This is a genomic window from Ottowia sp. VDI28 (assembly GCF_049532675.1).
Lineage (GTDB): Bacteria > Pseudomonadota > Gammaproteobacteria > Burkholderiales > Burkholderiaceae_C > Ottowia.
In genome coordinates, this window is record NZ_CP149820.1 from 3,081,057 (window position 1) to 3,106,420 (window position 25,364).

Annotated in this window: 23 protein-coding genes and 1 pseudogene; 15 read left to right on the forward strand and 9 right to left on the reverse strand. The window is 63.5% G+C overall.

What is annotated here, in order from left to right; translation table 11 throughout:
• Positions 1-56: 56 nt before the first annotated feature.
• Both WJU18_RS14635 and radC read right to left on the reverse strand, forming a co-directional pair.
• The gene (locus WJU18_RS14635; RefSeq protein WP_423460741.1) at positions 57-701 is read right to left on the reverse strand and encodes a Smr/MutS family protein; all 645 of its coding nucleotides are present in this window, start codon (positions 699-701) and stop codon (positions 57-59) included.
• Positions 702-871: 170 nt separating this feature from the next.
• The gene (gene radC, locus WJU18_RS14640) at positions 872-1,567 is read right to left on the reverse strand and encodes a RadC family protein (protein ID WP_423461003.1); all 696 of its coding nucleotides are present in this window, start codon (positions 1,565-1,567) and stop codon (positions 872-874) included.
• A gap of 26 nt (positions 1,568-1,593) precedes the next feature.
• Between radC and WJU18_RS14645 the strand changes: the two genes are divergently transcribed.
• Both WJU18_RS14645 and ispH read left to right on the forward strand, forming a co-directional pair.
• A complete protein-coding gene (locus WJU18_RS14645) occupies positions 1,594-2,040 on the forward strand; it encodes an FKBP-type peptidyl-prolyl cis-trans isomerase (protein ID WP_423460742.1) in 447 nt (148 codons plus the stop codon).
• Positions 2,040-3,020, forward strand: a complete 981-nt coding sequence (ispH, locus tag WJU18_RS14650; protein WP_423460743.1) for a 4-hydroxy-3-methylbut-2-enyl diphosphate reductase — start codon at positions 2,040-2,042, stop codon at positions 3,018-3,020. Before WJU18_RS14645 ends, ispH begins: the two co-directional genes overlap by 1 nt.
• On the opposite strand, the gene WJU18_RS14655 is transcribed toward ispH, so the two are convergent.
• Positions 2,974-3,924, reverse strand: coding sequence for a polysaccharide deacetylase family protein (locus WJU18_RS14655; RefSeq protein ID WP_423460744.1), 951 nt, complete (start codon positions 3,922-3,924; stop codon positions 2,974-2,976). The two genes, ispH and WJU18_RS14655, sit on opposite strands and share 47 nt — an antisense overlap.
• 82 nt (positions 3,925-4,006) lie before the next feature.
• Between WJU18_RS14655 and WJU18_RS14660 the strand changes: the two genes are divergently transcribed.
• On the forward strand, positions 4,007-4,780 hold the full coding sequence (locus WJU18_RS14660; RefSeq protein WP_423460745.1) for a fumarylacetoacetate hydrolase family protein: 774 nt from the start codon (positions 4,007-4,009) through the stop codon (positions 4,778-4,780).
• 9 nt (positions 4,781-4,789) lie between these two features.
• Here WJU18_RS14660 and WJU18_RS14665 read toward each other — a convergent pair whose 3' ends face one another.
• From WJU18_RS14665 to hydA, 5 genes are all read right to left on the reverse strand, one after another.
• Positions 4,790-6,253 carry an amidase gene (locus WJU18_RS14665; protein WP_423460746.1) on the reverse strand — a complete coding sequence of 488 codons (1,464 nt, stop codon included), beginning with the start codon at positions 6,251-6,253 and terminating at the stop codon, positions 4,790-4,792.
• Positions 6,250-7,542 (reverse strand): TRAP transporter large permease, encoded by a 1,293-nt coding sequence (locus WJU18_RS14670; RefSeq protein WP_423460747.1) that lies wholly within the window; start codon positions 7,540-7,542, stop codon positions 6,250-6,252. The genes WJU18_RS14665 and WJU18_RS14670 overlap by 4 nt, the downstream gene beginning before the upstream one ends.
• On the reverse strand, positions 7,539-8,198 hold the full coding sequence (locus WJU18_RS14675) for a TRAP transporter small permease subunit (RefSeq protein WP_423460748.1): 660 nt from the start codon (positions 8,196-8,198) through the stop codon (positions 7,539-7,541). The genes WJU18_RS14670 and WJU18_RS14675 overlap by 4 nt, the downstream gene beginning before the upstream one ends.
• A gap of 56 nt (positions 8,199-8,254) precedes the next feature.
• Entirely contained in the window at positions 8,255-9,316 is a 1,062-nt protein-coding gene (locus WJU18_RS14680) for a TRAP transporter substrate-binding protein (RefSeq protein WP_423460749.1), read from the reverse strand.
• Between the two features lie 68 nt (positions 9,317-9,384).
• Positions 9,385-10,812 carry a dihydropyrimidinase gene (hydA, locus tag WJU18_RS14685; RefSeq protein ID WP_423460750.1) on the reverse strand — a complete coding sequence of 476 codons (1,428 nt, stop codon included), beginning with the start codon at positions 10,810-10,812 and terminating at the stop codon, positions 9,385-9,387.
• Positions 10,813-11,047: 235 nt separating this feature from the next.
• Here hydA and WJU18_RS14690 point away from each other — a divergent pair, with 235 nt between their 5' ends.
• From WJU18_RS14690 to serS, 4 genes and pseudogenes are all read left to right on the forward strand, one after another.
• Positions 11,048-11,812 carry a maleate cis-trans isomerase family protein gene (locus WJU18_RS14690; protein WP_423460751.1) on the forward strand — a complete coding sequence of 255 codons (765 nt, stop codon included), beginning with the start codon at positions 11,048-11,050 and terminating at the stop codon, positions 11,810-11,812.
• Positions 11,799-12,500 carry a GntR family transcriptional regulator gene (locus tag WJU18_RS14695; RefSeq protein WP_423460752.1) on the forward strand — a complete coding sequence of 234 codons (702 nt, stop codon included), beginning with the start codon at positions 11,799-11,801 and terminating at the stop codon, positions 12,498-12,500. Before WJU18_RS14690 ends, WJU18_RS14695 begins: the two co-directional genes overlap by 14 nt.
• Before the next feature lie 4 nt (positions 12,501-12,504).
• Entirely contained in the window at positions 12,505-13,158 is a 654-nt protein-coding gene (locus WJU18_RS14700) for an aspartate/glutamate racemase family protein (RefSeq protein ID WP_423460753.1), read from the forward strand.
• Positions 13,159-13,221: 63 nt separating this feature from the next.
• Positions 13,222-14,531: pseudogene (serS, locus tag WJU18_RS14705) on the forward strand (serine--tRNA ligase).
• Positions 14,532-14,639: 108 nt separating this feature from the next.
• On the opposite strand, the gene WJU18_RS14710 reads toward serS, so the two are convergent.
• Positions 14,640-15,497, reverse strand: a complete 858-nt coding sequence (locus tag WJU18_RS14710; RefSeq protein ID WP_423460754.1) for a GntR family transcriptional regulator — start codon at positions 15,495-15,497, stop codon at positions 14,640-14,642.
• Positions 15,498-15,687: 190 nt separating this feature from the next.
• On the opposite strand from WJU18_RS14710, the gene WJU18_RS14715 reads away from it, so the two are divergent.
• The 8 genes from WJU18_RS14715 to WJU18_RS14750 all read left to right on the forward strand — a co-directional run bounded on the left by WJU18_RS14715 (position 15,688) and on the right by WJU18_RS14750 (position 25,329).
• Positions 15,688-16,692, forward strand: a complete 1,005-nt coding sequence (locus tag WJU18_RS14715) for a Bug family tripartite tricarboxylate transporter substrate binding protein (RefSeq protein ID WP_423460755.1) — start codon at positions 15,688-15,690, stop codon at positions 16,690-16,692.
• A gap of 24 nt (positions 16,693-16,716) precedes the next feature.
• Positions 16,717-17,184: a hypothetical protein gene (locus tag WJU18_RS14720; protein WP_423460756.1), complete on the forward strand. Its 468-nt coding sequence runs from the start codon at positions 16,717-16,719 to the stop codon at positions 17,182-17,184.
• Positions 17,185-17,245: 61 nt separating this feature from the next.
• Positions 17,246-18,844, forward strand: coding sequence for a hypothetical protein (locus WJU18_RS14725; RefSeq protein WP_423460757.1), 1,599 nt, complete (start codon positions 17,246-17,248; stop codon positions 18,842-18,844).
• 132 nt (positions 18,845-18,976) lie between these two features.
• On the forward strand, positions 18,977-19,990 hold the full coding sequence (locus tag WJU18_RS14730; protein WP_423460758.1) for an ABC transporter substrate-binding protein: 1,014 nt from the start codon (positions 18,977-18,979) through the stop codon (positions 19,988-19,990).
• Positions 19,987-21,750, forward strand: a complete 1,764-nt coding sequence (locus tag WJU18_RS14735; RefSeq protein WP_423460759.1) for an ABC transporter permease — start codon at positions 19,987-19,989, stop codon at positions 21,748-21,750. Before WJU18_RS14730 ends, WJU18_RS14735 begins: the two co-directional genes overlap by 4 nt.
• Positions 21,747-22,814: an ABC transporter ATP-binding protein gene (locus tag WJU18_RS14740; protein ID WP_423460760.1), complete on the forward strand. Its 1,068-nt coding sequence runs from the start codon at positions 21,747-21,749 to the stop codon at positions 22,812-22,814. Before WJU18_RS14735 ends, WJU18_RS14740 begins: the two co-directional genes overlap by 4 nt.
• A gap of 13 nt (positions 22,815-22,827) precedes the next feature.
• Complete coding sequence (locus WJU18_RS14745) at positions 22,828-23,907, forward strand: mandelate racemase/muconate lactonizing enzyme family protein (protein WP_423460761.1); 1,080 nt, start codon at positions 22,828-22,830, stop codon at positions 23,905-23,907.
• Between the two features lie 69 nt (positions 23,908-23,976).
• Positions 23,977-25,329 (forward strand): MmgE/PrpD family protein, encoded by a 1,353-nt coding sequence (locus WJU18_RS14750; RefSeq protein ID WP_423460762.1) that lies wholly within the window; start codon positions 23,977-23,979, stop codon positions 25,327-25,329.
• Positions 25,330-25,364: the final 35 nt, after the last annotated feature.

Genomic DNA, 25,364 nt, shown 5'->3' on the forward strand with positions numbered 1-25,364 from the left:
CCATTTCGCTTCGACGCCTTCTGCCGGGGGCGCCGAGCCGCCCACGCTCCTAGAGACTAGCTACCGCGTCCGGCCGCCAGCAGCACCAGCAGGGCACCCGCGCCGCCTTCCAGGGGTTTGGCCTGCACGAAAGCAAGTACTTCTTTTTTCTGCACCAGCCAGCTGTGTACCTTGCCCTTGAGCACGGGCTGCCGGCCGGGCGAGCCGAGGCCTTTGCCGTGCACCACGCGCACGCACCGAAGTCCGGCGCGGTGGGCCTCGCGCAGGAAGCCTGAAAGCTTTTCACGCGCTTCTTCCACTCGCAGACCATGCAAATCGACTTCACGTTGCACGGCCCAGTGGCCGCGCCGCAAGCGTGCGGTGACATCAGGGCCGAGCCCTGGCCGCATGTAGCTTAAGTGATCATCCACGAGCAGCAGGGTGGACGCGTCGAACTCGTCAGAAAGCGCCTCTTTCAGCACCGACTGTTCATCGCGCTGGCGCTGAAGAGGCACCGGAGCGACGGGCTCCGGCTTGTGGTGTACCCGCCCGTGTTGGCGCAGAGGTTGTGTGGCGCCGATGGCGCGCGCAAACAGATCCTGATCCTGCCGCGTCCTGGATTCGGCCAGGCGGCGCGCAGCTTCCTCTGCCGCAGCCTGGGCTTGGCGCTCAGCCAACTGCTGGCGCAACTTCTTCAGATCTTGCAGCGAATTGCTTTTCATGGGCCGAGTTTTACATGTTATTTAGCGCATTCCTGCATCCCGAGCAGGGGAAACATTTCAAAGATTCGAAAGGCTGCGGAGCAAGCCACCCGGGGCCGGCGCGGAGCGGGCTTGGCCCGGTGGCTGGCGGCGTCCCCTCGGGGGAAAGGCGCGTCAGCGCCTCAGGGGGATCAAATCCCGCCTTCCTCGGCCATCGAGAGCGCACGGCCTGGGGCCACGATCACATGATCGAGCACACGCACATCCACCAAGGCCAAGGCTGCTTTCAAACTCTGCGTCAATGCCTGATCGGCCCTGCTGGGCTGCACATTGCCGCTGGGGTGATTGTGGGCCAGCACCACGGCCGCGGCATGGTGGTGCAGGGCGCGCACCACCACCTCGCGCGGGTAGACGCTGGCCTGCGTGAGCGTGCCGCGAAACAGCTCCTCCAGCGCGATGAGGCGGTTCTGCGCGTTCAGAAAGAGCACGGCGAAGACTTCATGCGCGCGGTTGGCCAGAAGCAGCTGCAAATAGTCCTTGACGGCACCCGGTGATTCAAACGCGGGTTGCTCGGCCATTTGTTGCGTGAGCGCGCGGCGTGCCAGCTCGAGCACCGCGATCAGCTCAGCCCGCTTGGCCGGTCCGCCCAGTCCCTTGATGCGCTTCAGATCGTCGGCATTGGTGTTTAGCAGCCCGGCGATGCCGCCGAAGGTATCCAGCAGCTCTTGCGCCAGGTGCAGCACGCTTTTTCCGGCCAGGCCGGTGCGCAGCAGCAGCGCCAGCAGCTCCACGTCGCTCAGGGCGCCGGCACCGCGAGCCAGCAGTTTTTCGCGCGGGCGCGCCTCAAGTGGAAGGTTTTTCAAAGGGACAGGCGTATTTTCTAAAATGGGGGCAATAGTTTATGGAAAATTGCATGACCGCCACCATTGAACCGGGCTCTTTTCTCACGCTCCACTACCGCCTGGCCGGGCCGCAGGGGGATGTGATCAACACTTTCACGGGCAAACCCGCGACGCTTTCCCTGGGTAACAGCGAGCTTTCGCCCGCGATGGAGGAGCGTCTGATCGGTCTGGAGGAGGGCGTCCGCGCTACTTTCGAGATTCCGGCGGGCGAGGCGTTCGGCGAACGCAACCCAGACATGATCCAATGGTTGGCGCGCCGTGAATTGAACGCCATGGGCGACCCGCTGGAGCAATACACCATTGGAGAAGTAGTGCAACTGCCCACCCCGGACGGCCAGGGCCAGTTTGCGGCCGTGGTGCGGGCGGTGCGCGATGACGGTGCTCTTCAGCTCGATTTCAACCACCCCCTTGCAGGGCAGGCGGTGACTTTCGAAGTCCATGTGATCGGAGTGCTGTGATGACACATCCCAACCCTGATGCCGAAGTCCTGCTGGCTGCTCCACGGGGTTTTTGCGCCGGAGTGGACCGCGCCATTGAAATCGTTGAGCGCGCGATTGCCAAGTTCGGCAGGCCGATCTACGTGCGCCACGAGATCGTGCACAACACCTATGTGGTCAACGATCTCAAGGCCAAGGGCGCGATCTTCATCGAGGATCTGGCCGAGGTGCCGCCAGGCGCCACACTGGTGTTCAGTGCGCATGGAGTGCCCAAATCGGTCGAGCAGGAAGCCGAAGCGCGGGGCTTCAACGTGTTCGATGCCACCTGCCCGCTGGTCAGCAAGGTCCATGTGGAAGTCGCCAAGCTGCACAAGGAAGGCTACGAATTCATCATGATCGGCCACAAGGGGCACCCCGAGGTCGAAGGCACCATGGGTCAACTGGACAGTGGCATCCATCTGGTGGAAGACGTCGCTGATGTCGCCCGAATTCAGCCCGGGCAGACCAGCAAGCTGGCGGTGGTCACGCAGACCACGCTCAGCGTCGATGATGCCGCTGAAATTTCCGCTGCGGTGAAGGCGCGTTTCCCCCATGTGCGGGAGCCGAAGCAGCAGGATATCTGCTATGCCACCCAGAACCGGCAGGACGCCGTGAAGCTGTTAAGCCCTCAGGTGGATCTGGTGATCGTCGTGGGCAGCCCCACTAGCAGCAACTCCAACCGCCTGCGCGAGGTGGCCCGCAAGCTGGGCACCGAAAGCTACATGATCGACAGCGCTGACGAGCTCAAGCCCGAGTGGCTGGCCGGAAAGGCGCGCATCGGCTTGACGGCGGGCGCTTCGGCGCCAGACATTCTGGTGCGCCAGGTGATTGAGCGCTTGCGCGAACTGGGCGCGGTTTCAGTCCGCACGCTGGATGGAATGGAGGAAACCGTGAAGTTTCCTCTGCCCAAAGGCCTCAAGCTGGGCGATGCGGCCGAGGTGAATCTGGCGCACTTGCGTTAGGAGCCTGCTTGAGCCAATGCCGCGCGATGGCTTCACGCGTGGCAATCCAGGCAGGCTGGCCTTCCTGCGCTTTCTTCCGCAGGTGGCTCAGGATGGCGTCCAGTGCGCCAATACGCGCGGGGCGCCCCAGAATGCGTGAATGCAGGCCAATCGTCAACAGGCGCGGCGCAGACTCGGCCTCCTGAAGCAGGGCGTCGATCGCCGTGATGGTGTAGCGTGCAAAGTCATCGGCCTGCACGAATTCACTCTTGCCGAAAAAGCGCATGTCGTTGGTGTCGAAGGCATAGGGCAGCACCACGTAGGGGCGCTTGGAGGTCGTTTCGGCCATGTAGGGCACTTCGCCGCCATAGTCGTTGCTGTCGTACAGAAAACCCATTTCCTGGAGCAGGCCGCGCGTATGCACGGAGGCCGACGATTTGCAGTGCCAACCCGTGGGCGGACGGCCCGAGTGCTGGGTGATGGCGGCCACGGTGCGCTCGATGCTGGCGCGCTCCTGTTCTCTGCTCATGTGCACGGGTGATTCCCACAGCCAGCCGTGGCCGCACAACTCCCAGCCATAGGCCGCGGCATCTTGGGCGACCCATGGGGTGCACTCCAGCGCCCGTCCGCAGACATTCAGGGTGATGGGTAGCCCTGCGTCGGCAAAGCGCTGGGCAATGCGAGGGTAACCCGCACGTGCGCCATACTCGAAATGGGTTTCCATGCAGAAATCCGGCGACCCCGCGATTTCATGGTTGACCTCGTGGACGCCTTCATTGCGTGTGTCGCCCGCGCTCAGGGTGGTTTCGGCGCCTTCTTCCACGTTCAGGACAAAAGATACCGCGAGGCCGGAAGCATCGGGCCAGCGAATCGATGACTCCCTGGTTTGTGGCGTGAATCGGCGATGAGGGAAGAGGGGCGTCATGGAGGTCGCGAGTAGTGAGTGGGTGGTGGCTTGTGGCATGCAAGTTGCTTGAAATGGCGGTCAACCACAAGGAATTGATTCAATGAACGATAAAAGCCAAGCCGTGGCGCAAGCGCTGATCCTTGCGCGGAGCAGCCGGCAGCCCTGCGATGCGCTCCAGGCCCATCTGCAGCTCAAGGACATGGACGAGGCCTATGCCGTGCAATCGAGCATGGGCCGTGCGCTGAAATGGTGGGGCGCCAGCGGTCCCCGTTTCTGGAAAACAGGCGGCGCGGGGCCGCACGCTGTGCAGAACAGCGCGCCGCTGCCGGAGGAGGGCGTGTGGCAGGGGCCGGGACCACACGATGCCACGGCCTGGCCCATGCACAGCCGGGGCGTGGAATCCGAGATCGCGCTGCGCCTGCGGACGGCCGTGACACTGGACATGGCCCGCGATATTGGAGTGGATGACGCGCGCGGACTGCTCGACGCCATGGCGGTCGCCATCGAACTGGTGGATTTCCGTTGGACCCAAGGCGTGCAGGCGGACGAACTCCTCAAGCTGGCGGACTTGCAGTCGCACAGTGCTTTGGTCCTGGGCGAATGGCAGCCTTTTACCCACATGGATTGGAGCCGGCAAGTCTGCCGCACGCGGATTGGCGACCAGCTTGAGATCGTGCGCCAGGGGAGTCATCCTTTCGGCGATCCCACACAGGTGCTGCCGGGCTGGTTGCGCCATGCAACCGCACGGTTCGGCACCTTGCCCGCAGGAACCGTGGTCACCACCGGCTCCTGGATCGGCTTGCCTTATGCGCAGGCCGGGGATCTGGTGCAGGCGGGGTTCGAAGGCCTCGGGCAGGTGTGCGTGCAGCTTTGATCCGGTGCATCATTTCCTCAGCACCGGCCTGCGCTGATCGAACAACTGCCTTGCTTGCAGCAGGCGGGAAAGCTCCAGCAGCATCGTCTCGGCCCCATGCCTTGCGATCAATTGCAGGCCGATCGGCAGGCCATTGATGTCGGGCTGCACAGGGACGGAAATGGCTGGAAGCCCGGCCGCGTTCACCCAGCCTGTGAAAACCGCATGCCCGCGCGGGCCGACGGGCTGCCCGTTGATGAATGGCGGGTAGGCCTGCTGCGCGGGCCATGGCTGAGCCGCTGTGCATGGCATGGCGATGACGTCCCAATGCTCAAAGAGGCCGGCACACAGGCGGCGCAACTCAGCGATGAGATCGAGCACCTGCCATAGCCTTTCGGCTGGAATCTCACGTCCCTGGGCCGCCATGGCCTGGTATTTTTCTGAAGCGCTTGCTTCCCAATCAGGGTGCCTGGCGAACAGCGCCGCCAGCCCGATCTGGCCGATTTGCGGCCACGCTGCATTGATGGCCTGGAGATTCAGCGGCAGCTTGCCTTTGCAGAGCAGGGCGTCGCGGTCCTTGGCGAGTTCCTCGATGCCTTTCTCGCATGCGAGCGCGATGGCGCTGTCTACCGGCGCATCATCCAGCGTGGGCACATAGAGGATGCGCAGCCCTTGGTGGGGCGTGCGGGCGTTTTCCAACCGCGCACCATGCGCCGCCAGAGAGGCCCAATCCGAGGCATCGGGTCCGCCGACCACACCCAAAAGCGCCTGGACGTCCTCCGTGGTGCGCGCCAACAATCCCACAACCTCGAAATCCAGCAGCAAGGTGGGCAGGGCGTGCTGGCGGGCCACCGTGCCTATCGTGGGCTTCAGGCCTACCAGCCCGCAATGCGCGGCGGGCCTGCGCGTGGAGCCGCCACCGTCGGTGCCCAGTGCGATGGGCGTGCAGCCGGCCGCCACGCTGGCAGCCGCTCCGCCGCTGGAGCCTCCTGGCGTCAGCTCGGTATTCCACGGATTGCGTGTGGCGCCGAAAAGCGGGTTGTGGGTATAGCCCTCCAGGGTGAACTCGGGCACATTGGTTTTGCCGACGATGATCGCGCCGGCACGGCGCACCCGTTGCACGGCCAGCTCATCGTGCTCGCTGAAATAGTGCGCAAGCCCGCGGCTTCCCCAGGTGGTGGGCATGTCGCGGGTCAGGAGGTTGTCCTTGATCGAGATGGGCACGCCATCGAGTTCGGAAAGCGTCTCGGCCCTCTGGTAGCGCAGGGTGCTGGCCTTCGCTTCTTCCAACGCCTGAGGGGCGCGCAAGGCGGCGAATGCATTGAGATCGGCTTGAACCTCCTCGATGCGGGCCAGGCAACTGCGCGTGGCCTGCTCCGGCGTGGCCGATCCGCCGAGGAAAGCCGAACGCAACTCGCACGCGCTGTATTGCCACAAGGGCCTGCGCATGTGGGAGGCAGTGCCGGCAGAAGTGCTCGCGTGCGGCGCGTTCACTTCAGCTTCTCCGGCAACCAGGTGATGATCTCGGGGAACTGGATCAGCAGAACCGTGAACACCAGAAGAATGGTGACATAAGGCAGCGCGCCGACAATGGCGTCACGGATGGACCCCTTGTCCGGGCGAATGCCATGCACCACGAAAAGGTTCATGCCCACGGGGGGAGTGATCAGGCCGAGCTCGCACATCAGCACAATGAAAATCCCGAACCAGACCGGATCCACGCCCAGCGCGTGCACGATCGGGAAGGTGATTGGGATGGTGGCCACCATCATGCTCATCACATCCATGAACATGCCGAGGATCAGGTAGAAGAGCACCAGAATCAGCAGCATTTGGGTGGCCGACAGGCCGAACGAGGTGACCCACTCGGTCATCGCTTCTGCCACACCCGTAAGGCCGATGGCGAGATTCAGGATGAACGCCGCGCTCATGATCAGAAGAATCATGCCGCTGGTGCGCGCGGTTTGCACGAAGCAGTTGACCAGCAGAGGCCAGCTCAGCTTGCCGCTGCGCCAGGTGAAGAACAAGGCGGTCATCAGCCCGAGCGCCGCAGATTCGGTGGTGGTGGCCACGCCGGTGTACAGGCTGCCCATGACGACAAAGAACACCACACCAGGGGCGATCAGTTCCTTGAGCAGGGCGAGGCGCTGAGCCAGCGGGATGCTTTCTTCGCGGCGGTTGTCGCCCGTGAGGATCGCGTGCGCGGCAATCCAGAGCATGAAGATACCGGTCAGCAGAAGGCCCGGGATGATCCCCGCGATGAACAACTGGCCAATGGAGGTGTCGGTGAGCGAACCATACACGATCATGTTGACCGAAGGCGGAATCAAAATGCCCAGCGTGCCGCCAGCAGCAATGGAGCCGAGCGACATGCTCATGGAGTAGCCGCGGTTGTGCAGCGAGGGCAGCGCCACGGTGCCAACCGTCGCGGCCGTGGCCACCGAAGAGCCAGAGGTCGCGGCGAACAAGGCGCTGCATCCGATGTTGGTGTGCAGCAGGCCGCCAGGCAGGCGGCCCAGCCATGCGGCCATGGCGCCGAACATGCGGTCGGCGATGCCGGATCGCAGCAACAGCTCACCCATCAGCACGAACAGTGGAATCGAGGTCAACAGGTTGTCGTTATGCACCCCCCAGACCACAGGCGCGATGGAGTTCATGAACGGCATGCCATAGGCAGCGATACCGCCCAGGATACCCACCGCGGCCATGGAGACGGCAATAGGGAGACCGGCCAGCATCATGCCCAGCATGCCAATAAAACCGATAGCAACCGCTGCAATCATTGAAATTCTCCTTGCATGCTTCTGACGGGGGCCACGGGCGAAGGAGTGGATACAGAGGTTGTGGTGAGGGCTGTTGCAGGGGCCGGCGCGGCGATGTTGCTGCGTGCCTGCAGATCCTGCAGTTCTTCCTCGACTTCGTCCTGCGTGGATTTGGGCGCCAGCATGGCGTCGATGCGGCTGTATTGGCGCCGCAGCAGCCAGACGGTGGCGAGCAGGGCTTGCACGAGTGCCAGCACCGCGAAGATGCCGAGTGCGATCATCCACAGCGCCTGCGGATACACCAGAGGGGTGGCCCAGGGTGTTTGCGACACGCTTTGGTAGCTATTCGAATCCAGCAGGGTGAGGCAGGCCAGAACGGCCATCAGCACCGCGAAGCCCATCAGCAATACGGACGACAGCCAATTCAGCCAAGTCTGAAGGCGTTTGGGAAAGCGCACCAGAAACACGTCAACGCGGACATGCGCGCGCCCGATCAGCGCCACCGTGAACGCCAGCGTGGCCCCGAGGGCCAAAGCGTAGCCGCCCAGTTCATCCGCGCCCTGCATGGACATGTTGAAGAGTTTTCGCATGATGGTCTCGACGGACACCACCACGGAGAGGCCCAGGAAGATCAACCCGAAGGTGATGCCGAGAATGCGTTCAAGTCGTTCATTCATGGTGAAGAAGCCCTGCCGTAAAAATTGCCGGAGGCGGCAAAACCCCCGGCATAGGGTTATTGAATGCCGATGACTTTGCCGACGGTCGCTTTCCAGTCGGCGCTGCAGGTCTTGTTGGCCTTGTCGCAGATTTCAGCCCACGTCGGCACAGAGATGCGCGCTACCGCATCGGTCAAAGCCTTCTTGTCAGCTTCCTGCAAAGGCGAATCCACCAGCTTGAATTTCTTGTTCAGCTTGCAGGGCTCCTTGCCCGCGTTACAGTTCATGGCGTCGGCGGTGAGTTCTTGCGAATAGGCCCAGATGTCGTCATTGAGCTTGGTGAAAGCGGCCTGCAGCTTGGCCTGCTCCTCGGGCTTGAGCTTGTTCCATTGCTTGAGGCCAATGGCATAGGCGTTGACCGCCATTTGCACGCCCAGGGCGTATTGGTGCGTGGTCACTTCAGGCCAGCCGGAGCTGTTGGCCGAGCTGGGGCCGGTGATGGCGCAGTCCACCACCCCCAGCGACAGCGATTGATGCACTTCGGTGAATGCCAGAGGCACGGGCGTGGCGCCTACTGTTTCCATGAACTTGGAGAGATTCTGATCGTAGGTGCGTACCTTCAGCCCCTTGAGATCGGCCAGGGAGGCGACGGGTTTCTTGCAGAAGAGAATCTGCGGGCCGAAGGGCCAGGCACCCAGCAGCTTGACTTGAAAACTCTTCTGAAGCCGTTTGTCCAAGGTGTCGCGGTAGGCGTCGTAGACCTTGCGGGCAGTCGCGTAGTCCGGCGCGGCACCCACCAGGTCGAGACCTAGCAGCGTGGGCTCGTCACGCGAGTTCTGCGACACGCGCAGCGAGACGATGTCGAACAAGCCCGCTTTCATCACGCGCAGCTGTTCCGTGTCCTTGATGCCCAGTTGGTCGACCGGTTTGTAGTCGGCCTTGATGTTCAGACCTGTGCGTGCCGCGAAGTCATCGAAGAAAGGCTTTTCGTAGTTCTTCTGAACCAGGCCCGTCGCGGCGGGTTGACCGATGACTTTGAAGGTGATGGGGGTCTGCGCGTGCGCGAACGCCGCGGCGAAGAGGGTGCTTGCGGTCAGTACCGTGCGGGTGAGGCGAGGGAGGCGGGCGGAACGGAACATGGCGGATTTCCTTTTTGGGGTGATGAAGAGGAGGACGAGGGCGAATGAGCGAAGGTGAATGGGCAGGATCAGGGGCAACGCGCTTGCGCGGCGGGAAGCAGTGAAGGCCGGCCGCAGGCCAGCAGCTGGCCGTGCCCGGGGCGGGCATGGAATTGACCGTCCCAGATCACCTCACCTCTGGAGAGCGTGAGCGCGGGCCAGGCATGCAGGGTCTTGCCTTCGTAGGGCGTGTAGTCCACGTTGTGGTGCAGATCGGCATTGCGCAACACGCGCTCGCCTTCCTGCCAGATCACGAGATCGGCATCACTGCCAATGGCGATCGTGCCCTTGCGCGGATGCAGTCCATAAGCCTTGGCGGGGCCGGTAGCAGTCAGCTCCACAAAGCGCTCGAGCGTGATGCGGCCCTTGAGCACCCCTTCGGAATACAGCAGGGGCATGCGCGTTTCAATGCCCGGAATCCCGTTGGGAATGTGGTCGAACGACACTTCGCAGCCTTCAGGGCGTTTGCCTTGCATGCCATCCATGCGGAACGGGGCATGGTCGGAGGAAAACACCGAGAACAATCCGTCGGCAAGGCCGTTCCAGACGACTTCCTGATTGGCGCGATCGCGAGGGGGAGGGCTGCACACGCAGCGCGCGCCGTGGTAGCTGTCGTCAAGGCCCAGGTCCTCAGCGGTGAGGAAGAGGTACTGAGGGCATGTTTCGGCGAATACCTTCAGGCCCAGCGCGCGCGCCCAGCGGATCTGCTCGATAGCCTCGCGCCCAGAGACATGCACGATGAGGATCGGCGTGTCTACCAACTCGGCCAGCGCGATGGCGCGGTGCGTGGCCTCACGCTCCACCAGCATCGGGCGCGATTGGGCATGAAACCTCGGCGCGGTCTGGCCCGCGTCCAGCAGGCGGCGCGTGAGCCATTGGATGCAGTCGGCGTTTTCCGCGTGCAGCATGGCCAAGGCGCCGTGTTGCCGGGCGACCGACAATACATCCAGGATCTGGCCATCGCCGAGTTTCATGTCGTCGTAGGTCATGTAAATCTTGAACGACGTGAAACCCTCCGCGATCAGCGCTGGCAGCTCGTGGCTCAACACATCCGGAGTCGGATCGGTCACGATCAGGTGGAAGGCATAGTCCACATGGGCTTTGTGGGCCGCGCGCGCCCGATAGGCGTTGACCGCTTCGGCGAGCGAATGGCCGCGTAGCTGCGCTGCAAACGGAATCATGGTGGTCGTCCCGCCGCAGGCCGCCGCGCGGCTGCCGGTGTCGAAATCATCGGCCATGCGCACCGGGCCGGAGGTGATTTCATCCAGGTGGCAATGCGCATCCACGCCCCCGGGTGTGACCACACGGCCCAGCGCGTCGATTTCGCGCTGGCCGGCGGGCAATTGCTTGCCCAATTGGGTGATGCGCCCACCCACGATCCCAATATCGGCATCGAAGCAGTCGCTGGCCGTTGCCACGCGGGCATTTCTGACAACCAGATCGAAAAGCGCGTTCATGGTGCGCTCCCTGCTTCTTCGGTGCGCGCTTGCACTGAAAAAGTGTCTACGTTGATGTCAACAATAGATGGAGGCGTCGTCCAGTGGATGCTTGTGTACATGAGCGGACACCTTGCAAGAGCTATGCCAACTTTCTTGCACAGGCACCTTCTCAAGTGTCTCCTGATCGCTGGCATCTTTAATGCTTGAGCGATGTAGACAACTTCAACATCTCTTTGTCTACACGAGCTGCAACATGAAAGCTGAACCCGAACTGGAACTCATGAAAAAGCCCGCGCCGAAACCTATACGCTTGGGCGTTCTGACCCCGTCATCGAACACCGCGCTGGAGCCGCTGACCTGCGCCATCGTGGCCACGGCACCGGGGCTCAGTGCGCATTTCTCGCGTTTCAAGGTCACCGAGATCGCGCTCTCGCCAGGCGCGCTGGGCCAGTTCGACGACGGGAACATCCTGGCCGCGGCAGAGCTCCTGGCCGACGCGAAGGTCGATGTCATTGGTTGGAGCGGCACCGCGGCCGGCTGGCTGGGGTTCGACAAGGACGAGTTGCTGGTGCAGCGGATTCAGGAGCGCACGGGCATCGTGGCCACCACGGCGGTGCTCGCGCTCAATGAGTTGATGGCGCTGCGCCAGATCCGCAAGCTGGGCATCGTCTCGCCCTACACCGCGGATGTCCAGCAGCGCATCGTCGCGAACTACCAGCAAGCCGGCATCGAAGTGGTGGCGCACACGCATGAGGGTATCAGCGTCAATCACGACTTCGCCGGCGTTTCGCCCGAATTGCTGTGGCTGCGCATGGATGAAGTGCGCAGGGCGGCCCCCGAGGCCATCGTGACCTACTGCACGAATCTGCGCGCCGCCCACCTGGCTGAGCGGGCGGAGCAGACTTGGGGCATACCTTTGCTCGACACCGTGAGCACCACGGTTTGGGGCATGATGCGAGCCGCCGGGGCTGATCCGGCGGATGTTCAAGGATGGGGAAGCCTCTATGAATGGGCGTGACACTTTGACGCAAGCACGGCCGGCGGCGGCCAGCACGGATGAGATCCATACGCGGCTGCAAAGCGCCATACTGGAGCATCGCCTGCCTCCCGGCACCAAACTGGGGGAAGACCGGCTCGCGGAGATATTCAGCGTCAGCCGCGCCCGGGTGCGGCAGGTGCTCGCCAGGCTGCACAACGAGCAGCTCGTGGACATCTTCCCGCAGCGCGGCGCGTTCGTGGCCTGTCCCTCGCCCGAGCAGGCCCGCGATGTGTTCGAAGCGCGCCGCGTGATCGAACCGGCTGTTGTCAGCCGCCTGATCGGGGAGCTCACGCCCGCCAAGCTCAAGCAGCTTCGGCAGCATCTGGCAAAAGAGGTGGAGGCGCGCCGCGCGGCGGATGCCCGCGCGATGATCCGGCTTTCGGGCGAGTTTCATTGCCTGGTGGCAGAGCTTGCGGGGAACGCCCAAATGCTGCGCACCATGCGCGAACTCTGCGCGGTCACTTGCCTCATCATCTCGCTGTACAACGCGCCGACCGCGGAGAGCTGCCGCGAAGACGAGCATGAAACCCTGGTCGACGCGATCAAAAACAGGAACGTGGCGTTGGCCCACAAGCTGATGCTCGAGCATCTCACGCACATCGAGGGCAGCCTTGTGCTTCACGACGCCGAAGAGGCCGTCGATCTCGAGCGCATTCTGAAAGGCTGAGCGCATGCGTTTGTTGCTGCTGAACCCCAACCGTTCCGCATGGATTACCGAGCGTGTGGCCGCGCCTGCGCGCAGCCTGTTGCGCGCGGGCGAAGTGCTGGATACGGTCACCTCTGCCACGGGGCCTGATGCGGTGACCTCTGCGGATCAACTGGCCGCCGCGGCGCTTGAAGTCCAAACGCTCGCAGCCCGCCACGGCAGGGGCTATGACGCCATCATCCTCGGCATCTCATTGGACTGCGGCCTGCACGAGACGCGTGCCGCCCGGTACCCGCAACCGGTGATAGGCATGACGGAAGCCGCTTGCCTGGCCGCAAGCCTGGCGGGGCCGAAGTTCGGCTTGTTGACGATCGGTTCCGGCATGGCGGCGTCTTTTCAGGCGCACATCCGCCTGCTGGGCCTTCAGGACCGGTTCGTGGGGGTGGCCGCGCCGGATTGTCCAGAAGCCTTCAATGCCGGGTCTGCGCAGTTCAGCCCCGGTCTGATCCAACGGCTGGATGATGGCGTGCAGGCGCTGGTGGCTCGCGGCGCCCATTCCGTCGTGCTGGCGGGCGCAGTTCTTTGCGGCTGCGGCCCCTTGTTGCGGGCCAGGACCGGCGTGCCGGTGTGGGAGGGACCCGCGTGCGCCCTGGGCATGGCTCGTACCTTGCTGGCTTAGGGCGTGTCCTCTATTAAAACGCGCGTGCGGGAGCTTGAGGCAGGCGCCCTCTACAATTCACCCATGCTCGATCCGCTTCTCCTTCGCAAAGACCTGGACGGCGTGGTGGCACGCTTGGCCACCCGCAAGAATCCGCAACCCTTTCTTGACGTTGCCGCTTTCTCTGCGCTCGAATCCGAGCGCAAGACTCTGCAGACCCGCACCGAGGAGTTGCAGGCGCAGCGCAACGCCGCCAGCAAACTGATCGGCCAGCGCAAAGCCAAGGGCGAGAGCGCGGACGACGCCATGGCCCAGGTGGCCGCCATCAAGGACGAACTCGAAGCCTCCGCCGCCCGGCTGGACGTTCTGCAGGGCGACATGCAGGCGCTGCTGCTGGCCGTGCCTAATTTGCCGCACGAAAGCGTGCCGGTGGGTGAAGATGAATCCGCCAACGTCGAGATCCGCCGCTGGGCGCCTCATGGCCTGGCACCCCGCGCTTTCGATTTCGAGGTGCGCGATCATGTGGCGCTCGGCGAGCCGCTGGGCCTGGATTTCGATACCGGCGTCAAGCTGGCGGGTTCGCGCTTTACCTTCATGCGCGGCCCCATTGCACGCCTGCACCGGGCGCTCGCGCAGTTCATGCTGGATCTGCAGACTGGCGAACACGGTTATACCGAGTGCTACACGCCCTATATCGTCAACGCCGACACCCTGCGAGGCACCGGCCAACTGCCCAAGTTCGAAGCCGATCTGTTCGCTGCCAAAAAGGAGGGCAGGAAGGCGAAGGTGAAGCGCTCTACATGATCCCCACCTCGGAAGTCACCCTCACCAACACGGTGCGCGGAGAAATTGTTCCCGAGGCCGATCTTCCGGTGCGCCTGACCGCACACACGCCGTGCTTCCGCTCCGAGGCCGGCAGTGCAGGGCGCGACACACGCGGCATGATCCGCCAGCACCAGTTCGACAAGGTCGAGATGGTGCAGGTCACCCACCCGGAGAAGAGCTACGAAGCCCTCGAGCAGATGGTTGGCCACGCCGAAGCCGTGCTGCAGAAGCTGGAATTGCCCTACCGCGTGGTGCTGCTCTCCACCGGCGACATGGGTTTTGGCGCCACCAAGACCTATGACCTTGAGGTGTGGGTGCCGGCGCAGAACACCTACCGGGAAATCTCGTCGGTCAGCAACTGCGAGGCTTTCCAGGCCCGGCGCATGCAGGCGCGCTTCAAGAACGCGCAGGGCAAGAACGAGTTGGTGCATACCCTGAACGGCTCCGGCCTGGCGGTAGGGCGCGCGCTGGTGGCGTTGCTCGAGAATGGCCAGAATGCCGACGGCTCCATCACGCTGCCGAAGGCGCTGCAGCCGTACATGGGCGGCTTGGAAGTGTTGGTGCCCTGAGCGGGCTCACGCTGGCGGCCCACCCTCTCCGTCATTCCCGCCTTCCCGTGGTTTTACTCCCTCTCCCTCTGGGAGAGGGTTGGGGGGCCGGCCATCCGGTGAGGGTTTTCACGGCGCTTGATCCATTCGCTGCTTCATTGGGTGCCGCCCTCGTTCCTTCGCGGATACCTTTCCCTCTTTCCTACCCCATCCCCCCTCCCATTTGGTGGCACTCAGGGCTTTCTTCGGCCCCGTGGCCTTGGCCCGCTCAGCGGCCACCACAGCCGCTCCGCCATCTGGAAATTCGACGCCAGCTTGAATGAGCAGGCGCTTGTTGTCACGGCTGCGGCGGGCATGCTCGCGCAACAACGCCTCGGCGCGCGCGCCTTCGCGTGCCTCGATGGCATTGAGAATGTCCTCGTGATCGGCCTGCGCACGCGTGAGAAACGCAAGCTCCAGCGCAGGCTGCATACCGCCAAGCGCTACTGCCCCCGGCGCGGCCAGCGGTGTCTTGGCCACGTGAGCCAGTGTGGCGGCCAGCACTGGGTTGTTGGCCGATAGAACCAGGGCGCGATGAAAGCGGATGTTCATCGCGACCCAATTCTCCGAATGGAGAGAGTGTCCCGCGGAGGCCGCATCGACCAGGGTGCGGCCTTCTGTGACGCAGGCGCGCAACTCTCGCAGCAACGCCTCGGAAATGCCCGATTCAGCCGCCGTGCGCGCCGCCAGGCCCTCCAAGGTGCCGCGCACGTCAATGGCTTGCGCGACTTCCTCCAACGTGACACGGCGCACGCGGAAACCGCGTTTGGGCAGGCGCTCGAACAGGCCTTCGCGCTCGAGCTCAGTGAAGGCAAGGCGCAACGGCGTTCGTGAAACGTTCAGGCGCGCGGCCAGATCCAGTTCCACGACCCGTTCGTCCGGGGCTAGTTCGCCAGCCAACACCAGGCGCCGAAGTTCGGCCGCAACACTTTCGATCAATGAACTCATGGCGAGGCGACGTCATGTCGGAGAGGGCGGGATACGGATACATGAGGCATGTCGGTGCATGGTAACTGCTCTGGGTAGACACTAATTCCAGCCTTGATTGCATGCAATCGTGGTAAATACTAGCTAAATTTTCCATGACAAAGGTGAAATTGCATGCAATACTCGCCGCCATTCTTTCCAAGGAATAGCCATGAGCACCTTTTCTCCGCGCGCCCGGTCTGCCGGCCGGCGAACTCTTCTGGGGCTGGCCGCGGCCAGTCTGGTCCTGTTGGGCGGCACGGCCATGGCGGCGGAGGCTTATCCGGCCAAGCCGGTGAAAGTCATTGTTCCGTTTCCGGCTGGAGGTGGCGGCGATACGCTCGCCCGGTTGATGCTGAGCCGGGTATCGCAGGAGTTGGGGCAGCCCTTCGTGTTCGAAAATCTGGCGGGCGCGGGTGGCAATATCGGCTCACAGGCGGCTACCCGCGCAGCGGCCGATGGCTATACGCTCCTCTATGGCACCAATGGCACGTTCGCCATCAACCACACGCTCTACAAGAACTCCGGCTTTGATCCTCTGAAGGATTTCGCGCCGGTGAGCCAGCTCAGCCGCATCGCGGCCGTGGTGGTGGTGCGCAGCGCGCTTCCGGCCAAGACCATGCCCGAGCTGCTCAAGCTCATCCGCAGCGAACCGGGGAAAATGACTTTCGCTTCGGCCGGCAACGGCACTACATCTCATCTGGCTGGCGAGATCCTGAAATCGTCCGCCCAACTGGACATGGTGCATGTGCCTTACCGCGGCGGTGCGCCGGCCATGAATGACCTTCTCGCCGGTCAAGTGGACATGATGATCGAGGTCATGCCCAACGCTGCGCCGCAGCTCAAAAGTGGCCGCGTGCGCGGACTGGCCGTGAGCACCGCGAACCGTGTGGCCTCTTTGCCGGAGTTGCCCACGATTGCGGAATCCGGCGTTGCCGGGTTCGACGTCAGCGCCTGGGATGCGCTGGTCGCACCGGCCGGCACACCAGCGCCCGTGGTGGCGCGCTTGAATGCGGCGGTGCAGAAGGCGCTCGCGGACCCTGAATTGCGCCGGCAACTGCAAGAACGCGGCGCTGAAGCCGCACCGGGAACCCCAGAAGCGCTTTCTGCCTTCATGCGTGCAGAACTCAAGCGCTGGGGCGATGCCGTTCGGCGCTCAGGCGCACAGGTTGACTAGAAATCAGGCATCAGGGGAGCAGGGATGCGTGTGCTGTGGTGGGTGAGCGCGGTGCTGGCGGCCACGTTGGATGCCACCCGCGACCAAGCCTTGCTGTTCCTGTCCCGCTGCGCCTCCGGTCCGCTGCTGGAGACAGCCATGAGCGCTATGGATTGGCAACATGTAGAAGCCTTTCCCTGGAGCAGTGCCTGGATGGTGATCGCCTGTGTGCTGGGGCACTCCGCCGCCGTTTCTTCTTCCGGCCTCGGTGCGTGGCTGCGCCGTTTGTTCTTTGGCTTGCTGGCCATGGTTGCGGCCATGCCCCTGGCCTGCATGGCGGGCGGTTTCGTGGTGTCGTTGTTGCCGTCGGCCTGGCCTTCCGCATTGCATGCAGCGGCCTGGAGCTTGTCCATGCTGGGCGCCTGTGCCGTATTCATGCGGATCGCTCACGGCGTTTCTTCCAGTTTTTCCGCCCCGCGCCATGCGGCGCCGCATTCTTCGCCCATTCATTAGTTTCATTGGTTCTGTAAGGAGCTCTCATGCTGAAAAAACTTCATCCACTGCTGCCGCGGGCTTGTCTTCGATTCCCGAAGGGTTGCCTGTTCACGGCACGCCTCCGCTGGTGGGCTCGCGTCCGCCACGCTGCCCGCCTTTTGTGGAAGTGACCAATTCCGATCAGTTGCTGCCGTACCTGGAGCATGTGGCTCGCCGCCCCTACAACCACGGTCTGAACGCCTGCTGGGATCTGAAGGAAGGCGAGCGCGTGCTGCTGCGCGTGGACAACTGGCACAGCGAGCTGACCATTCAAGCCTGCCAGAAGATTCTCGAAAAATACAAAGTCAAATACGAGATCCAGAAGATCGATCGCGGCCCGATCCCGCAGTGGGTGGGCTCCGACGAAGTCGATTACTACCTCTTCCGCACCAAGGAGCTCGCCGAGTGGATGGACATGTGGGAAGAAGAGGAAAAGAAACAGAAATACGACAAGATCCTCATGGGCTACGGTGGCCCGGTGCTGGCCGAGCGCTTCATCAAGATCCAGCGCATGCCTTTCATCACGCCGGAAATCCTGGCTTCTCCTGCGCACGCGATGCCGATCGAGGTGATCAACGCCATGGACCGCTGGGTGTGGGACCGCATCCGCTCCGCTCGCCGCGTGCGCATCACCGATCCGGAGGGCACGGATCTCTCGTTCACCAACCATGACGAGTACTGGGATTCGAAGCGCGAGTTCTACAACCCGGAGCTCACGGCAGCCACCTGGCGCGGCAACGAGCATTTCGGCAAGACCTATCTGCCGGGGCACATCACGGGCAGGCCGTGGATGTTCCATCCTTTCAAGGAAGATGGCTGCGGAGTGATCGCCGGCACCACCAACCACATCGCGCCATGCGACTGGACCAAGCTGGAGGTCGAGAACTCGCGCATCACCAAGATCCACGCCGGCGGCGAGTTCGGCGACAAGCTGCGCGACGTGATGGAGCGCACCAAGGATCTGCAATACCCGACCTTCCCGGGCAAGGGGATCATGCACTGGTGGGAAGCCTCGATCGGCACCAACCCGCACGTTCACCGCCCGCGCAAGGACTTTCCCTCGGGCTTCGTGAACTGCCTCTACGAGCGCGTGCGCTCCGGCGTGATCCACATGGGTTTTGGCACCATCATTTCATCGATGGCCGAGCGCGAGGCCGCCCGCATGGGGCATCTGGTGGGCCACTGGCACCTGCACTTGTATTTCCCCACCTACCACACCGAACGCTCGGGAGACAATGAGAACATCATCGAAAACGGCCGCCTGATGGCGCTCGATGATCCGGCGATCCGCAAGCTCTGCGCCAAATACGGCGATCCGGAACTGTGGCTCGACGAAAGCTGGAATCCCGCGGTGCCTGGCATCAACATGCAGGGCAACTACTGGGACCACTACGCTAAAGACCCGCTGCATTGGGTCAAGACCGAGCTGGAAGTTTGCCGCAACTACCACCCCATGTTCATGCGCATGGTGGGCGCCGACGACAAATACTGCTCCGGCGAGGGCGCCAAATGGTGGAAGGGCGGTTGCTGCGAGCACAGCGGTGTGAGCGCGCCGGTGCTGCCGGGTAACTGCTGCGGCGAGGAAAGCGTGGCATCTGATCCGGCACCGGCATCAGGCGGGTCTTGCTGCGGCTCCTGAGAGCCGCGCAGGCCCATTTTTCCCTGTAGGAGCGGCTTCAGCCGCGAAAGACCATCGTTCGCGGCTGAAGCCGCTCTTACGGGCCAGAACATTGAGCAAGCAGCATTGCACTGAAGATTGAAGGAGACACTCATGAAAAAACTCATTGCCGCCACTTTCGGCTTGGCATTCGCGCTCGCACCTCTGGTGTCCGCGCACGCCCAGAGCCTTGCGGAACTCGCCAAGACCGCCGAGGGCAAGCCCACCGTCACCTGGTATGAAAGCTCGCCCTCCGAGCAGATCGACAAGGTGCTGGCGGCGTTTCACCGCAAGTACCCGTCCGTCAAGGTGCGCCATACGCGCCTGGTGGGCGGCAATGAGTTGGCCGTGCGTGGCGTGCAGGAAATGCAGGCCAGGGGCTATACCGGCGATCTGCTGACGGGCGGGGCCGACCATATCAGCCAGCTCAAGGGGCGCGGTTACATGGAGGCCGTGAATTGGGCGCAACTGGGGGTGCCCAAGGCTTACACCCCTAACCCGGAAATGGTGGCCACTACCGCCTCGGTCTATGTGGCGTTGTGGAATTCACGCAAAGTGAGCGACGCGGAATCGCCCAAGACCTGGGAGGATGTGCTCAATCCGAAGTGGACGAACCGGGTGGGCTCGTGGGTGCGCGCTGCCGCGTTCGCGCAGTTGGCTGCCACCGAGGGGCCTGATTCCGCGAAGCGCTCTCTGGAGCGCTTCATCAAGCTCAAGCCCATGCTCTTCAAATCCACCTTCCCTCTGGCGCAGGCCGTGGGCTCTGGTGAGGTCGATATGGGCATCGGCTTCTATCACTCGACGCTGCCGCCGATGAATGCCGGTGCGCCGATCAAGATGCGCGCTCTCGACATCGTGCCCATGCACATCATCTACTCGGGCGTCAGCAAGAATGCGCGCAATCCGGAGGGCGCGAAGCTGCTCATGGCATGGTTGTCCACCGATGAAGGGGCTTTGGCCTACGAGAACGCCACAGGCCGGGGCAATCCGCAGGCCGCCAAAACCAAGACCGCGCAATTCATTGCGGGCAAGAAAACTTCGGAGTGGCCGCCCGAGAAAGCGGATGAACTGGGCGCGCTCAACGAGTACTACAACAAAATGCTTGAGGCGGTTGGATCGGCACGATGAGCGCCGTGGAAGGGACTGCTTTCTCACCGCCCATGTCCAAGCCGGGCATGCGGGCGGGCTTCATGGGGCGCCTGCCAGGATGGGCCTTGCTTGCGCTGCTGGCATACATGGTCGTGGTGCCGCTGGGTCTGTTGCTGGTGGCAAGCTTCAAGCCGACGGGCCTGCCCTATGACCCTGGCTTCAGCTTCGAGCAATACCGCATCGTCTATGGCGATCCGGGCTTTTACAAGCTGGTCTGGCAGACGGCCATCTTTGCCGTGGGGTGCACCGTGTGCGCGCTTTTCGTGGGTGGCTTGCTCGCGTGGATCGTGGAACGTACCGATCTGCCCATGAAGGGCGCGGCGCGCGTCATGATCGCGCTGCCCATGGTGCTGCCGCCATTCTTGCTGGCCATGGGGTGGGCGCTGCTGGCCAGTTCTCGCACCGGCGTGCTCAACAGAATGTTCATGGAGGTTTTGGGCCTCGAATCGGCGCCGTTCAACATCTATTCCATGGGCGGCATGATCTTCGTCGAGACACTGGCGCTGGTGCCTTCCGTGTACCTGATCCTGTGCAGCGCTTTCCGCAACATGGATCCATCGCTTGAAGAGGCGGCCATGACCAGCGGCGCGCGCTGGCCCCAGATGATCTGGCGCATTTTCATTCCGCTTTTGTCCCCTGCGATTCTGGCGGCGGCAGCCTATTTGCTGATCGTGGGTTTTCTCGTGTTCGACGTGCCGGGCACCCTGGGCATGCCGGTGGGCCTGTTCGTCGTGTCTTCGCGCATCGTCTATCTGGCGACCGATCAATCCGGCGGCACATCGGCCTATGGGCAGATCGCGGCTATCGCGGTGAGTTTTCTGATCCTGTTGCTGGCGCTGGCCTGGGGCTACAGAAGGCTTACGCGCCAAGCCAACCGCTTTATTACCGTGACGGGCAAGGGCTTTCGGCCACGGGAGCTGAAGCTCGGCTCCCTCAAGCCGTTGGCGATCCTGTTCGTGGCGGTCTACTTTGCGCTGGCCGTGGTGCTGCCGCTGGCGATCCTGATCTGGACCAGCCTCACTCCTTATCTGGCGCCCGTGAGCCGGGAAATGCTCGAGCAGCTCACGCTTTCTCAGCATCGAGCCGTATTCACCAACAGCCGCGTAGGGGCGGCGGCGTGGACTTCTACCTGGGTGTCCTTGCTCAGTGCCACGCTCGTGACGGGGCTCGCGCTGCTCGTGGCCTGGACCGTATTGCGCAACCGCGCGCTGGCCGAGCGTACACGCGGTGTGATCGACACACTGGCCTTCATGCCGCTCGCCATACCGGGCACGATGATCGGTATGGCGCTGGTCTATGTGTACCTGACACTGGCTTTCCTGCAGGTGTATGGCACAGCATGGATTCTGGTCATCGCCTACATCACGGTGTATCTCTCGTTTGCCTCCCGAGCGGCCTCCGCTTCGCTGATCCAGGTGCATCCCGAGCTCGAAGAGGCTGCGCGGACCTGCGGAGCGTCCACGGGTACCACGCTGCGGCGCATTGTGCTGCCTCTGCTGCTGCCAGGCCTCGCGGGCGCCTGGGTGTGGGTGGTGGCGCATGTGATGCGGGAGCTTTCCACGGCCTTGCTGTTGCAGGGCGATGGCAATGCCACGGTGGCCGTGCAGCTATGGAGTTACTGGTCGGGTGGTGAGCCAGGCAAGGCCGCCGCGGTGGGGGTATGGCTCGTGCTGGCGATGACGGTCATCACGGTGATCTGGCAGCGTCTTGCCGCGCGCCGGGAGGAGACAGGAAAATGATCGAGTGCAAGGATTTGTGGTTGACCTACCCGGGGGCATCGCAGCCCTCGGTGTGCGGGGTGTCGCTGGCGTTGGCGCCGGGTGAATTCGTGACTCTGCTCGGCCCCAGCGGCTGCGGCAAGACGTCTACCTTGCGCAGCGTCGCGGGGTTGGAAACGCCTTCCGCGGGCTCGATCCGCATCGGCCAGAACATGGTGTTCGATGGTGCGCGCGGGCAGCAGACGCCGACGCATGCGCGGGACATTTCCATGGTGTTTCAGTCTTATGCGATCTGGCCGCACATGAGCGTGCAGCAGAACGTCGCGTTCCCGTTGGAGATTGCCCGTACGCCGCGCGATCAGGTCCGTGCCCGGGTGGAGGAAGCATTGCGCATGGTCGGCCTGGGTGCCTTGGCCGAACGCAGCGCGACACAGCTCTCCGGCGGCCAGCAGCAGCGGGTGGCTATCGCGCGTGCCCTGGTGCGCCGTGCCAGCGTCATGCTGCTCGATGAGCCGCTTTCCAACCTCGATGCCAAGCTGCGCGAGCAGATGCGGCTTGAGTTGCGGGAGCTCATCAAAACCGTGGGCCTGACAGCGCTGTATGTCACGCACGATCAGGAAGAGGCGCTCATGTTGTCCGACCGCATCGCACTGATGAGCGCAGGGCGGATCGTGGAGGAGGGCGCTCCGCAGGAGCTGTATCTGCGGCCCCGTACGCGCTTCGGAGCGACTTTCCTGGGTGCGGCTGAAGTCTTCGACGTGTCGGGCGCCGATGGGCGAGAGGTGCGCACACCTCACGGGCCGCTGGAGCTCCAGCAGGCGGCGGGGGGCATTACCCATGTGGCCATCCGGCCAGAGGCGATCGTGGCCACGCAGTCCGGCTACTCACCGGGCGCCAACCGCTGGAGCGGCAAACTGATCAGCGCCATATTTTCGGGGCGGCAGCAGCAGTTGGTGGTGGAGCTGGCGGGAGGCCGGCGCATCAATGTGCTCGCGCCCCCTACCACGGCGTTCCGAACTGAAGAGCCCGTGGTACTCGACTTCCCGGCCGAGCGCCTGATGCCTCTGGCCACCGAATCATCTTGAACAGGACAGCAGCATGACAAGCAAGACCGTCATTGAAGTCAAACCCTACCGCCTCGCGCTCCAGACCCCTTACCGATGGTCCAAGGGCACCCAGCACCATCGCATGGGGGCTATCCTCAGGCTGCAGGCGCCAGACGGCCTGGTGGGCTGGGGTGAAGCGGCGCTGCCGCCGCATGTGGACTATCCGCCCGAGGCGTTTGCCGACGAGATCCGCGCGCTGATGGCCGGGCTGGACCCCTTGGCACCTGATTTTCTGAGTGAGCTTTCCCTGCGCGAATGCCCGGCACGCATTCGCTGCGGCATCTCCACCGCGGTTCTGACGCTTCGGGCGGCGCAGGCCGGCCAGACGCTCGCAGGCTATCTGCTGGGCGATGAGCGCAGCGTCCCCAAGCGGGTGCCCGTCAACGATCTGATCGGCGACGCGGAGCCCGAGATGTGCGCCCAGCGTGCCCGCGACGCCGCCGCGCGGGGGCAGGACACCGTCAAGGTCAAGTGCACTTCTGAACGGGAGTTGGATCTGGCGCGCATCCAGGCCATTCGCGAGGCAGAGCCCCACATCAAGATCCGCTTGGATCCGAACGAAAGCTGGCCCGTCGAATGGGCTGGCGAGCAGCTTCGGGCCATGGAAAAATTCACCATCGAGTATTGCGAAGAGCCTCTCCCGCGCGGCACACCTCTTTCGGTCTACGGGCAATTGCGCCGCGAGACCAAAGTACCCATTGCCCTGGACGACAGCATCCGCACCGTGCGCGATGTGGAACTGGCCGCCATTCAAAAAGCGGCTGATGTTTTCATTCTCAAGGCGCAGCGTGTAGGCGGGCCGGACCGTCTGCTGGAAGTGGTGCGCGCCGCCGTGCAGCACGGCATTGCGTGCACGGTCACTTCGAGCCTGGAAACCTCGCTGGGCCTTTACCTGGGCATCCACTGCACGGCGCTGACACCGGCACCGATGGCGGCCGCCGGCATTGGCACGGCGCGCTTCTATGCGGAAAACGTATGCGAGCCGCCGCCTATCGTGGATGGCTACATGGCCGTGCCCAGCACGCCTGGTCTGGGGTTTGATCCGCAGCCGTGGTGGGATGCCGCGCGCTGATCCGCAGGCGAGAGTGATGGGGGGTTACCGCCAGGACGGAGATGATTCGATCGGGTAGGATCTTTCCCCATGAGCAGTGATCCCGCCGCAACCCTGGCCGCGCATGTCCAGCGCACGCGCTTCGTCGACCTTCCTCCCCACACGGTCCTCGCTACCAAACGCGACATGCTGGATACCTTTGGCTGCCTGCTTGGCGGCACGGGACAACCTGGTATCCCGGAGCTGAAAGCCCTGGCCTTGCGCTGGGGCGGCGCGGAAGAAAGCCGTGTCGTCCTCCTCGACCGGCGCCTGCCAGCCCCCCAGGCAGCCCTGTTGCACGGCAGCATGGCCCATGCGCTTGACTTTGACGACACGCTCGACCATGGCGGCTCGATCCATCCTGGGGCCCCGGTGCTTTCGGCCGCGCTTGCGGCGGCGGATTTGAACCCCGCGGCGACGGGGCGCGATCTTGTCCTTGCCCACGCGCTCGGACTCGATGTCGCCTGCCGCGTCGCCTTGGCTTCGACAGTGGATCGCGGCTGGCACCGCACCGCGGTCATGGGCGTATTCGGCGCCACGGTCGCCGCTGCAAAACTTCTTGGATTAGATGAAGGCCAGACGCTGAATGCCCTCGGCATCGCCTACAGCCAGGCGGCTGGCAATCGGCAAAGCATCCTGGATGGCGCGCTGACCAAGCGCTTGCAATCAGGCCAGGCTGCGGCAGCCGGGGTTCAATCGGCGATCCTGGCGCAGACTGGCTTTACCGGTGCTCACGACATTTTTACCGGACAGTACGGTTTCTTTGAGCTCTACCAACCGGGCGGCTGCGAGGTGGGCGCGCTGACGGACCAACTCGGTACGGCTTTTCGCGGTGATGAGTTGAGTTTCAAGCCCCATGCCTGCGGCCGTCCGTTTCACGGCGCGCTGGATGCCGCCCTCGCGCTGCGCCGTGAACTCGGCCTGGATCACGACAAGCCCGCCGCCGTCACCGTAAGGACCGGGGCAGGCCGTTGGCAGGAGCAATTCGCCGCCGGCAAGAGCCGCCCCACACAAATCGTCGAGGCGCAGTTCTCGCCGCTCTACCTCATTGCCGTGGCCCTCTTGAAGGGGCAGGTTGGCATCAGGGACGTCGCTGGATTTGAAGACACCACCGTGCTGGATCTTGCGGCGCGCATCGCTGCGGAGGTCGACCCCTCCTGGCCGCACAACAAACTGCAAATCACCATTCGCACTGAAAGCGGCCGAAGCGCGACGATGGAGGCGACAGCGCCGTTGGGCTCGCCTGAACGGCCGCTCAGCGATGCGCAGCTTGCGGACAAGTTCCGTGATTGCGCCGCCAGCGCGAGCCGTCCCATCGCGGCAGCGTCGGTGGAAGACGCGATCGCGGCCATCCTCGATCTTGAAAACAGGCGCTCTGCCGAGCTTGTCAGTCTCATCGTATAGGCGGAATGGCGCGCGCAGGTAGCCTCATACCGGTG